Annotated in this window: 10 protein-coding genes; all 10 read right to left on the minus strand. The window is 38.9% G+C overall.

From position 1 onward, the window contains the following. Positions 1-128 precede the first annotated feature (128 nt). Positions 129-2,225: an HNH endonuclease gene (locus J2S74_RS03585; protein WP_307321928.1), complete on the minus strand. Its 2,097-nt coding sequence runs from the start codon at positions 2,223-2,225 to the stop codon at positions 129-131. A 422-nt stretch (positions 2,226-2,647) separates the two neighbouring features. Further along, on the minus strand, positions 2,648-4,162 hold the full coding sequence (locus tag J2S74_RS03590; RefSeq protein ID WP_307321931.1) for a hypothetical protein: 1,515 nt from the start codon (positions 4,160-4,162) through the stop codon (positions 2,648-2,650). A gap of 263 nt (positions 4,163-4,425) precedes the next feature. After that, positions 4,426-5,229 carry a hypothetical protein gene (locus tag J2S74_RS03595; RefSeq protein WP_307321934.1) on the minus strand — a complete coding sequence of 268 codons (804 nt, stop codon included), beginning with the start codon at positions 5,227-5,229 and terminating at the stop codon, positions 4,426-4,428. Positions 5,230-5,746: 517 nt separating this feature from the next. Further along, positions 5,747-6,994 (minus strand): benzoate/H(+) symporter BenE family transporter, encoded by a 1,248-nt coding sequence (locus J2S74_RS03600; RefSeq protein WP_307321937.1) that lies wholly within the window; start codon positions 6,992-6,994, stop codon positions 5,747-5,749. A 93-nt stretch (positions 6,995-7,087) separates the two neighbouring features. After that, the gene (locus tag J2S74_RS03605; RefSeq protein ID WP_307322303.1) at positions 7,088-8,119 is read right to left on the minus strand and encodes an FAD-dependent oxidoreductase; all 1,032 of its coding nucleotides are present in this window, start codon (positions 8,117-8,119) and stop codon (positions 7,088-7,090) included. A 14-nt stretch (positions 8,120-8,133) separates the two neighbouring features. Beyond that, complete coding sequence (locus J2S74_RS03610; RefSeq protein ID WP_307321940.1) at positions 8,134-8,409, minus strand: FAD-dependent oxidoreductase; 276 nt, start codon at positions 8,407-8,409, stop codon at positions 8,134-8,136. 188 nt (positions 8,410-8,597) lie between these two features. Beyond that, entirely contained in the window at positions 8,598-9,401 is an 804-nt protein-coding gene (locus J2S74_RS03615; protein WP_307321943.1) for an enoyl-CoA hydratase/isomerase family protein, read from the minus strand. Continuing rightward, positions 9,401-10,963: a class I adenylate-forming enzyme family protein gene (locus J2S74_RS03620; RefSeq protein WP_307321945.1), complete on the minus strand. Its 1,563-nt coding sequence runs from the start codon at positions 10,961-10,963 to the stop codon at positions 9,401-9,403. The genes J2S74_RS03615 and J2S74_RS03620 overlap by 1 nt, the downstream gene beginning before the upstream one ends. 19 nt (positions 10,964-10,982) lie before the next feature. Then, complete coding sequence (locus J2S74_RS03625) at positions 10,983-11,471, minus strand: (2Fe-2S)-binding protein (RefSeq protein WP_307321947.1); 489 nt, start codon at positions 11,469-11,471, stop codon at positions 10,983-10,985. Continuing rightward, the gene (locus tag J2S74_RS03630) at positions 11,468-12,352 is read right to left on the minus strand and encodes an FAD binding domain-containing protein (RefSeq protein ID WP_307321949.1); all 885 of its coding nucleotides are present in this window, start codon (positions 12,350-12,352) and stop codon (positions 11,468-11,470) included. Before J2S74_RS03630 ends, J2S74_RS03625 begins: the two co-directional genes overlap by 4 nt. Positions 12,353-12,366 lie beyond the last annotated feature (14 nt).

The following is a 12,366-nucleotide window of genomic DNA, read 5'->3' on the forward strand; positions in this document are numbered from 1 at the left end:
GTCCAGAGTTACATGTTTATTTTTGTTTCGCTCGATATTTTTTTATGGTGACGAATTAATTTTTTGGTTCCCCTATCCTCCGTCTCCTGATGATGATCCAGGGGCAAGAACTCTCTTCTGTTTTACCATTAATCATAAAAAATTACTTCCAGTCGCTTCATTACTCCAAGTACTTCTTCCACAAGCTTATCCTCTTTACGATTGGAAAGGGCGACCACCAGCGAGTCTAAGCTAGCTTCTACCTCCTGCTTCAGTTGTGTTTTGTTTTCAGCCACTGGCATAATCATTCGCTTATTTCGATTCTTCCAGTAGTTTGCTAAGCATTTTGTATATGCATGTTTAATATCTGCTGTCTCAATGGCAGGATGGCAGGAATGGCATAAGGTCACAAGGTTATCCTTATGATTGACTCCTCCAAATTTCCTTGGAATTTTATGATGAACATGCAGCCCTTTATCCGCACCGCAAATGACACATGCCCAGCCGTCCCGGTCCTTCACTGCATTTTTCAGTGTATCGTTAAACGGTTGACTCCATATATCACTGAACAAGATCTGGCCACCCCGTTCTTCAATACGCTCTAATACTTCATGATGGGGTAGAATAATCATTTCTACTAGACTTAATATCGCCGCAGAAACTCCGTCATCATCCCCTTCTCCTTCTCTCCAATCTTCTTCGTCTTCTTCCTCTTGCTTCTGTTCAAAAACAATTTCAGACAGATCACATACAAAGGCCCTGATGGTTTCTAGCTCTTTCCCACCTTGGTAGCTATTCATCAGATCCTTTGCTTTCCTATAAAATTCGTCAAGGGAATCTGTATTCCAACTGCGAATATTTAGTTTCATCACCCCTGGGATATTTTTACGCCATTCATTATTACTGTTCTCTTGCCCTTTCTCATCCTCTTCTTCGATAATCGCCCCGCTTCGGTATTTTTCAATGACTTCAAGTGGGTTAATCAAATCCAAGTCTGTTGGGTTGCTTACCGTTTGGTCAAATAACCGCTCCAATGTAGTGATGATTAATTCCCTATCTTCCTTCGAGTTCACATATCGTAGCTCGTGATCGGTTATTGTTTGGAAATCAATATCAAAGTCAGGGAGCTCCTGAAGATTCATCTCCTTGGCTAAAAAGATAATCCGATCGATTTCCATACTGGACATTTCATATGAATGGAGTTCAGCAAGAAGCATTTTTAACTCCGGTTCCGTATAATCCTCTAAATCCTTCATTGTTAAAGTAAGAAAATCAAGTGCAGGGAAATCAGGAAGGGAGCTTATTCCCAACTCATTAACCTTCAGAATGATTTTCCGCTGTAATTCACTGTTCCCAAAGTGTGCCTCCGTTGTTTGCCTTGAAGTATTATAGTTCAAGGAATCTGGGTAGTTTTTTCCATCTATTTTTTGCTGGTTACTAAGACTCTTTAATTCTTGTAAAATTGCTAAGCGTTCGGCTTTTGTTATTTTGTTTCGTAATTCATTAATCGTGATTTTCATAAAGTTCAAATTAAACGTTGGAAGGTAATCGATGTCTAGCTTCTCTACTAATTCAAGGATCTGATCCACTACTTCGTTATCCTCTTTTTGCTGCCATAGATAGCGTAACATTAAGTCATGTTCCGTTCTGGAGTACCTGCGTAATTCCTTTTCCGAAATGGACAATAGATCAATATCTTCAAAACCTGGAATCACTTCCACACTAATTTCATCTGCTAAATGCAAAATCTTGCTAACCATTTGCTGACTTCCTTTGTCTTGTATTTCTTCTCTTATTAATTCTAACAGTACCTCTAACTCTGAAGTCATTAACACACTTAGCTTCTTCGGTTTATTTAATGGAACATCCTCAAACCCAGCTATCACTTTAATGTCAAATTCTTTCGCTAAGGAAAGGATGTTATCGATTAATTCTCTATCTTCCTCAGAGACAGTATGTTCCGTAAAAGATTTCGTTGCTTTTATAGGGTAACTAGTTCGATTCAATCGTTTCGTGATGGACGAAGGACTACCGGAATTTAGCGACAGTAGTTGCTCTAACATGGCTTGCCGTTCGTTTGGAGTATAGACATTTCTCAACGTTGAAGCAGAGATTTTCTGTCCATCAATGCCCATCGTATTTAAATGAATTACTTCCGTTCTCCTTACCAAGTCTAGTATTTGGGTAATTTGATAGTCCATGTCCTGTTTGGATAGTGCTTTTCTTCCTTCGCCTTTATGCAGCATCCTTGTACCTCCATTTATTTATTTGGGAGTTTTACGTCTAGTCCTAGTTTAACAGTTAATCTTGTCTTATTTTTTATATATTTATTGAAAAATGAGAAAAAGTAAGACCCAGCCTATTACAGATAAGGAAAATGCTCAGTTTCTATTAAATAAGGTACTGGGGGGAGGAACTGAATAATATAAGTGAAAACTATATAAAGGGGACGGGAGGTTAGCCACTTTTAGGGGGGACATGTCGGTATTCAATGCAATCCAACACACTCTTGCTAGGTTACATTGTTCATCTAAGTCTTCAAAAAAACTAGAAATAAGTAGCCTCCACCTCTTTGCCAAGGTATAAAGGCTACTTATTTCATTTCGTATCTTTTTTACTTAAGGTCAATCGTTCTTCGTGCGCTAAATTGAACTGTAATAGAATGGATTTAAGTTATCATTACATCTCTTTTAAAAGTATTTTTCAAATGTGCTAATCTCTCAATCGTATGGGTTGTTGCCATTTTGGTAAGGGAGGACTTCATTTTCGAAAGATCCTTTAAGGTTACTTCCTCTGTATGAGCAGCTTTATTTCGAATCTTATGAATGTTATCCCAATTATCAAGGAATTCTTTATAATTAGTAATTCCGAATTGATGCCAGTCTTGTTCTGACAGGTTATAGTGAGCTAGATTTTTTGATTTACCTAATTCCGGTGGTGCCCAATCTCTGTTTCTTTCACTATTTAAATTAATGGGGGTACCTGGGTAAAAGCGGTGCCCTTCTGGAAAGTTAGGTTTGGCAAATGCTTTCACTCTAGGTTGGACCTCATTATAGTATTCCGGCAATTGAATGGAATGTTTTTTTCTAAACCAATGTACTATTGAGTTATTAATTTCCTGCTCAAACATTTTCGCCAAACAGATGGCACTGGAGGAATAGTCCAGTTTTAATTTTTTGGTTTTTAGAAAGGCTTCTACTTCTATTGCTGTCTGCAACAGCTGAACGGAATGATTGTCTAACCAGGCTTCTTTAATTGGAAGGGGGTCCTTCATTACTGACACATTTCCTTTTTCTAGCATTGTTATGAAGTTAGCCAATTTAATATTCAACTTCTCAATTAGTGGATAAAGTTGGTGACCTTCTAAATTGTCCTCATCCACTTCACCGATAGCTCTTTTTAAATCATTTAAACTACTGATTACTCTATTTATGCTTATTCGCTTTTCTCTTTCTGCTATTCGTTTTGCCTCACGGGTAGGTGAATCCCCTGTATCATCCATTTGAACAATAAAGCTCATGACATCCGATAAAGCCCTTGCTAGACTCTCTGTCAAAAAGGCATCTCCCATTCCGTTACAGAGGTCCAGCTCTGCCTCATCTAAATACCGATTAAGCAGTTTCTGTTCTTCTTCAATAGAAGTTGTCCCCAATTGCCTGACTAAGTATATTTTCCGAGAGATACTTGCTATTCTGCCCATTTGCTTCTCCATTTCCTTCGGACAGGTTTTATAGTAGCGGAAGGAATCTAACCGGAAGTCATTTGTAACGATAATCGCTGGCAGCTTTTCTGGTTTAATATCTAAACTATTGGCTAATGCAAAGGCAGAATAACTAAGGTCTACATTCCGCTGTTCCTCTTCCTCAAACCCGGATATCATATCGCGAATATCCCTATAGGCGTCCTTTCTGCCAACCAATGTCTTCATTTCCGGGGCATCCGCTAGACCAAAAAACACAAGGTGTTCCCCAGAACTGTAATGTAAGTCTTCAAATTGCCTTTGGAAAAACTCATGGAATTCTGGATGGGCATTCGGATCGTGCAAGACAAAGGCAAAGATACTATATTCCTTAAGGGCATCTAGTGCCAGTTGCATATATAAATTATCACGAGGGGCATCTTTGCTTTCTATACCATCTGCGATATATTTTAGGACAGTAAAATTTGTTAATGGTACTCCCATGTTTATACCTCCTTTCCAATAGGATTCTCCTATTCCTCTTTCTTATCTTTGAATTGATTAATATTTCCATCAACGGTTTAATGAAGTTTTCTTGCCTTGTTTTCTGGAATTCAGCTAATTCCTCCGGTGTCATGTTTTTAATCACCTTTTCTACTGGGGTTCCCTCCAGCTTTTCGAATTCTTCCTTTGTCAATTCCACTACCTTGCCATCCTTTATGATGAAATACTCCATGTTTCTCTCTCCTCGTGGTTTATTTAATTTGTTAGTTTGATATTAATGATGTATATTCCTGCTCCCTTGTTTCCATCCATACACATAGTTGGTCGAAGGTCATGTCCTTTACTTGTTTGCGGAGGGTGTTGCGGTTTTTACGGAAGATCGTCCGCTTTGTTTCGGATATTGCTTGAGCGTTATTAAAAAAGTAATCGGCAATTTGCAAAGAGTCCTCAAGCACCAGGTCTAGGTTATATTTGCTGCGAGTGGGATTTACTCCCTTTAACCCAGGGTCTGTTAAAGCTTTTTCTTCTTCCGTGAATATCCATTGGTAATTTAGATTGGTTTTGGTCTCTTGGAGCATCTTTTGAAATTGGACATAAAACCAGCTGGCGTTATAGGTTCCGAAGAAGTTGACGATGGGTGCTCGTTTGCCGTGTCCGTCGCAGCTGTTGATGGTGGTGATGCCCGCTGCACTGATGGCTTTGACCATTCGGGCTATTCCCGTTTCTAGGGTGAGGGTCCGGATTTTTGGACCGTGGATGCTTTTGGTGAAGTATCGAAATCCCCGGGGTTGTCCGTTGCCACCTGCTTCATGGTTTTGGGCTGGATGCCAGATGATTTTGTTGAAATCTATATGGTTGGTTTGTAATTGTTCTTCTTGTAAATAAATGTTTCCATTATGGATGGTGGCTGGGATGTTGTGTTGTTCAAATAGTTGGATAAGGTTTCGGATGTCTTGGGCATGGTTTCCTTGGCTAATGTATATGTGTTCGTTTTGTTGATTGTTGACGAGAAATCCTCTGAGTTGTAAGGCGTTGTTTAGGTTGGATAGCTGGTTGGATAGGTTCATTGGGTTTGCACCTCTTCGTTAGTATTGGTTGGTATATCCATAAAGGGCTGGTATTGAAGGTTAGTTGGGTGGTTTTGTTAGCTTAATAACTTTCTATTCTTGTTTCGAATCCCTCGGTCTAAGTAATATTCGGTATTGATCAGGTTTGTATCTCCTGAATATTCCGTACCCCACCTAAAGTTTCAAAAGCTTGAATAATTGCTTTCTGTTGCGTAACTATGGTTTCCTTCGATACCCTCATCATGCTCACTTATTTTTCGAGCATATTTAACTGGTTGATCTACCCCTTCTTCCTTTAGCGAAATTTTAATTTCTTCCTTAGGGGATATGGCGTAATTAAAAATGAGAAATTACTTGCATGAGAATAAATTCTGCATTACCTCGTATTTCCCTTTAATTATCGAGTGGTGACAGCATATTTAATGAAAAAACGATCTGCTTCAAATAAGAAGCAGATCGTTACTAAATTTCATTTAAGGTGTACCCTCGACAAACTTCACGGGTGAATGTGCACCGCTTAAGCAGTTGCTTTTGTTGTTGTCTCTCCGCCTGTTCTAGATTGTTCAAAATCCTTTCCTTCTATGATAAGGGAAACAATTACCCCTCCAATAATAGCCCAGAATGGAGAACTTATTCCGAAAAAGCTAATACCTGACATAGCAATAATTAAAGAAAAGAAGGCTCCAATTTGGAATCTACTTTTACTAAATGCAGCTTGTAGTGAGCTTAACAGTACTCCGATCATTGCCAAACCAGCAACCGTTCCTACAAGTGCTCCCGGCATAGCAATTACAAATGGTACCGCAATACCTGCCAATAAACCAAATCCACCAAAGACGATAAAGTTTACAATAACAGATGCATACCTTCCTGAGAGTTTTTTTCCAGATTCCTCTGATGCACAAATGGCAGTCATCGGACCAGCAATATTTGCGTTGTGGCCTCCAAAGAAAGCAGTTGCCATACCGCCGACACCACTCCAAATAGTCATAGAGTTGATAGGAGGTTTATACCCCTGTGACATTAATACACCTGATGCTTGTGCATTTTCTGCACCTATTACTAAAATGGCAAGTGGTATAGCGATGGAAAGGATAGCCCCCACACTAAATGCTGGTGTAAAAAACTGTGGACCGACAAATGTAGGAGCCATGTCTCCCATTTGGAATAATCCCATAAATGCTGCTATCGTTACTGAAACTAATAACGCCGATAATATTGGAGGAAATTTCTTAGTCAACCTGGACGAAACTAAATAGGCCAATATGGCAGACCCTGCCACCAATGTGGCGGATTGTAAGGACGTTATCATTCCAGTTCCAAATCGTATCATTGCACCTGCAATCATTGCCATAATAATTGGTGCCGGTAACCAATACATGATTTTCCCTATTACACCTGATATCCCTAACACGAAAACGATGACACCGGCGATAAAGTAAGCTCCAACTGCCTCAGCTAAACTATAGTTCTGAAGGGCTGCTGCAACTAAAACAGCTCCTGGTATAGACCAAGCACCGATAATCGGTTGTCTGTATTTTAACGATAGAAATAACCCGATCAGTGCTCCAAAAAAGTAGACGGAAAAAATCCATGATATCGTTTGAGCTTGTGTTAAACCTGCTTCTGAAGCACCACCAATAATGATAACGGCAGGTCCTGTAATTCCAAATATACCAGCTAATAAGCCAGAGCTGATAGTCTTTAGATTCAAATGTTGTGGCAATTCTCTTATACCTGTCATAATAGAATTTTCATTACTCATAATTATCCTTCCTTACTCAATAGTTTTTTAGGCACAATAACCACAACTCATAATTATGAATTTTCTGAATTTATTTCTCAGACTCTTACAATTTTATAATTCCGATCCATTAGAGATCATAAAATCACGAACGTTATGAATATCAACCTGTTTCGGTGTAATATTTTCTTTAACTGATAGGGTTGCAGCATATCCCGCTGCAAATCCTTCTTCAAAACACTGTGCCGTAACTCGAACAGAAGCCAATGCTTCATGTTCTGCAGATATACACCTTCCGACAGTGAGTAATTGATCTACCTTTTCTGGTAACATGACTTCAAATGGGACTTCGTAATAGTCATCGTCTAAATGTACAATCTTAACACCATCTGTACCATGTGCTTCAATAGGCCAAGCACTACGAACAATAGCATTTTTAAATTTACGTTTCTTTATCACATCATCGTTCATTAACGTATACTCCCCAACGACTGTTCGTGTTTGACGAATTCCAATTTGCGTTGCGCTATCAATAATATAAGCGCTTTCAAATCCTGGTATAAAACGCTTCAGAAAACGCTCATATTCTCTTATTTGTTTACGTCCTTCAAATTCACTCCATGTTAGATCATTAGTAGATGTACCATATAAACCAGCATTATCCGGGCCTGCAATACGAGTTGCATTAATCAATGCCTCGTTTTTATGAGGAGAAGGGAAAAGGAATATATGACGTCGTGGCAAATCATAACTTCCTGACTTTACTGCTTCATCTATTTTTTCCCCTACCTCTTGCGAACTTATTTGTAATGCTTTATCCCAATTTACATTATTCATTCGGCATACCATCGTTGGTGATTGAACAGATCCGTCCTTACCGAAAACATATGGAGCACCGGCTTTTGCTGCCACATCACCGTCACCTGTTGCATCAATAAAAACTTTTCCTTTAATCACACTACGGCCATCTTTGTTTTCAATAATGACTCCAACAATCTTATTGTCTTCCATAATAACATCTACAAAGGATGTGTGGAATAAAACATTAACGCCAGAGTCCCTAATTAAATGATCCGATGTTTCCTTCCAAACTAATGGGTCATGTACACAAAAGGCTGTATGTCCAAATCTAAAGGGTTCTGCAATTCCATCTCTTGATTTTAATAGACTTGAAAACTACCAGCAAACCCATGCACAATTTGCTCTAGTTTAGATTTGGTTGAGGAACTGTACAAACCACCAATTGTTCCTGATAAACCGGCTACTGACATTCCACCAAAGAATCCATAACGTTCAATAATAAGTGTCTTCATTCCTTGTTCTGCAGCAGTAACTGCACTGGCAACTCCAGAAGGTCCACCACCTACAACTACTACATCCATTTCGGCAATTATTGGTATTTCTTTTGATGTCTCCGTAAACCATTTTTCACCCATAGAAATTTCCGATCCCTCCATTTAATATTTTGATAAAATGGTCATGCTAGGATACTTATAGAATTTGCATTCATTTATACTTCTACTATTTTGAATACGAAAGTAGGTAAGTATAATTGACATTTAACTATCTAGCATAACCACAGTAAATCCTTTCTTTATTTCATTAAAAAGTAGTAAGTTTAGATTTATTTTCCAGTAAAATATGGCTTTCTTTTTTCATCAAAGGCTTCTACTCCCTCTCGGAAGTCCTCCGTAGACCTTAACATGCCATAGGCGTATCCTTCTATCTCTAGCCCTGTACTTAAAGGACCTTCCTGTGAAGAATTTATCACCCGTTTTAATACTCTTAGAGCTAATGGTGAGAATCTTACAAGTTCATCAACGAGATTTTGAACAGCATCTTCTAATTCCTCATGTGGAACTACTTCAGTTAGAAGCCCCCATTGGTAAGCTTCGTCTACCTTGACACGGCGCGCCCTCATAATCATATCCTTCGCTCTTCCAACTCCTACAATTCTAGCAATTCGCTGTGTACCTCCACTTCCTGGAATCATACCTAGATTCAATTCCGGCAGTGCTAATTGAACATTATCTGATGCTACCCTGAAATCACATGCCATGGCAATCTCTAATCCAACACCAAAGGTATATCCTTGTAATTGGGCAATGACAGGTTTGGGAGATCGATCTGGTGCTGCAACATTTTTATGCAAGAGAGACAGCTCTTCTGGATGCCGTTCCATAAACTCTGTAATCGTTCCTCCCGAGGTAAATGCTTTATCTCCTGCCCCCTTAATAATAATGACTCTTACATCGTCATCCTTATTTAACTGTTCAAAGATTTCATTGAGGTGTGAACGGCCGATGTAACTCAAAGTATTCATTTTTTCAGGGCGATCTAATACAATAGTAGCTGTTTTCCTTTCTATATCTTTATTGACTTTAATATGATCCCACTTTGCCTCAGAAATTGATAAATTGTTAGTCATTAAGACACACTCTCCTCTGTATCGTTATTTATCTCTTTATACTCACCTGTTTTTAGTTTTCTTCGTAATATTTTCCCAACTGGACTTTTAGGAATTGCTTCCACAAATACATATTCCTTCGGGCGTTTAAAGTTAGCTAAGCTTTTATTCTCTCTGCAATAATTCTCTAGCTCTTCAGAAGTTAAAGAAGAATCCTTTGAAACTACAAACGCTACAACCTTCTCTCCCCAACGCTCATCAGGTAATCCAACAACTGCAACTTCCGAAACTTTAGGGTGCAATGAAATAACGTCTTCTACCTCAAGGGGATGTATATTTTCCCCTCCCGAGATAACCATATCGTCTACCCTTCCGATAATATAAAGGTCTCCCTCTTCATCAATAAATCCCATGTCCCCTGTAAAATACCAGCCATCCCGAATGGCCTTTTTTGTTGCATCTGGTCGTTTCCAATAACCATTAAAAGCTTCAATTGATTTTAAATCTACAATTACTTCACCTGGCTCCTCTGAGCGGACTAGATCGTTAGGAGTGGAGTTTCCACCTGGATCTGGTATTACTAGACGAAGGTGTTGATGAAAGCCTGCCTTCCCTGCACAGCCTGGTTTCTTATGGAGATAATTGCAAATGGAAAAGGTATATACCTCTGTACTCCCATAATGATTGACAAAAACTTCAGGCTTCAATTTTTCAAAGCATTCATTCGTTAAGGCTGACGTCATCGCTGCTCCCGCATAACCCAATTTCCGTAAATGGGACAAATCATATTCTTCAAAACGAGGATGGTGTAGTAAATCATGAATAATGGTTGGAACTAAATAAACACAGGATATTTTTTCTTGATCTAAAGCTTTTAATGTCTTTTCCGGTTCATAGTCGGGGATCATCACTAATTTACCGTTTAAATACGTGATGGATAAAAGGGAACGCATCCCCATCGTATGATATAAAGGCATAATTCCAATGGTACTTTCCTTTGGTTCATAATGATTTTGAATAATATGAGCTACAGCAGCCCCATACTCATTTTTGTGGGAACGTGGTACACCTTTCGGACGTCCAGTAGTTCCAGATGTATATAACATTAAACAATAATCCTCGTCTGCTATTTGAGGGCGACTATAATCCTCACGGTCATGGTTTACCAGATCCTCGTAAGTCTTATGTGCTTTTTCCCCTCGATGTAAGCTAATCAATATAGGCGAATCTTCTTTTGTTGCTTCATAAACTGTCTCTTCACTGACAGGTTCATAAACAACAGCCTTAGCTTCAGCATTATTTACACAATATTTCACTTCATCTGCTGATAACCTAAAGTTTATCGGGGTAAAAACAGCACCAATCTTTTGGATAGCCCAGTAAAGCGCTACCATTTCTGTACGATTTTTTGTCACTAGAACTACTCGGTCTCCCTGTTTAATTCCAAGAGATTGTAGACCATAAGCGATCCGATTAATTTGCTTGTTAAATTGTTGATAGGTATATCGCTTATCCTCTTCTACAATTACTGTTGCTTCTGGAAATCTAGAAACTGCGAATTCAAAAAGTGATCCTAAATCCACAATATTCACCCTCCTTAGTCTATAAATTTTTATTTGAAACTTTATGGATTGCTTCAATCATTCCCTTATACCCAGTACAACGGCATAGATGCCCTGAAAGCATTTCGGTGATATCTTTTGTACAAGGATTAGGGTTTGTTTCTAAAAACTCCAGACTTGACATTAAAATTCCAGGAGTACAGAAGCCACATTGTAGTCCATGGCATTCAGAAAATGCATCTTGTAGTGGCGGACCATTTTTTTCTTGTTTTAAGCCTTCCACTGTTTTAATTTCCGCCCCATCTGCTTGAACAGCAAACATGAGGCAGCTCCTCACAGCTGTACCATCAACTAATACAGTACAAGCGCCACATACACCATGTTCACAACCTACATGAGTCCCAGTTAAACCACAGTCTTCTCTTATAAAGTCACTTAATAGCTTTCGTGGTTCCACTGATTTTTCAACTAATTTCCCATTGATATTTGTAGAAATAATCATTTGTTGTGTCCACAACACTTTTGTCATAGGGAATCCCCCCTCTTTACAGCTCTCCCATAAGCCTTCTGTATGGCTCTTTTAATTAAAACTTTTGCAAGGTTCAGTCTATATTCCTTCGATGCATGTAAATCATCATCTGGCTCCGCATCTTCTACAACTTTTTCCCCCACTGTTTGAAGCAAGGACTCTGAGAGCTTTTTTCCAATTAATAAATCCATTGCATCCTCTGCAAGTACAGGAACTGCATCTATTCCACCAACGGCTAACCTTCCGGAAGTGACCGTTCCTACTTCATCTACATCTAGCAAGCAAGCTACTGCGACTAGTGCAAAATCGCCATGTCTACGACTAAATTCTTCAAATGCATACCCATTTGACATATGTTGTAATGGGATTTGAATCTCCGTTAACAATTCTGAAGGCATAATTTCAGTCGTTAAATAGGTGATAAAGAAATCACGTAAGTTCGCTTCCCGTTCTTCATCCATACTTTTAATTGTCACTTTTGCATCTAATGTGAGTAAGGTTAACGGGAGTTCCGCACTTGGATCTGCATGAACAACACTTCCCCCTACCGTCCCACGGTTTCTTGTTTGAATATGTCCGATAAAGGAGGTTGCTTCTACTAAAATTGGAACTAATTTTTTTACTAAAGGGGATTTTTCTAATTTACTCTGTCGAGTTACAGCACCAATTTTTAGGTAACCATCTTCCTCTTTGATATAATCTAGCTCTTTTAAATGGTTAATATCTATTAAACTTTCCGGTTCTGACATTCTCATATTAAGGATCGGGATAAAGCTTTGACCTCCTGCAAGAAGCTTTCCCTCATCACCATACTCTTCTAACAATTGAAGTGCTTCTACTACGGAGTCAGGACGATAATAATCAAAAGTGGCTGGCTTCATTCAATCTACCCCCT

This window comes from Evansella vedderi, from assembly GCF_030813435.1.
In the GTDB taxonomy this organism is placed as follows: Bacteria; Bacillota; Bacilli; order Bacillales; family Salisediminibacteriaceae; genus Evansella; species Evansella vedderi.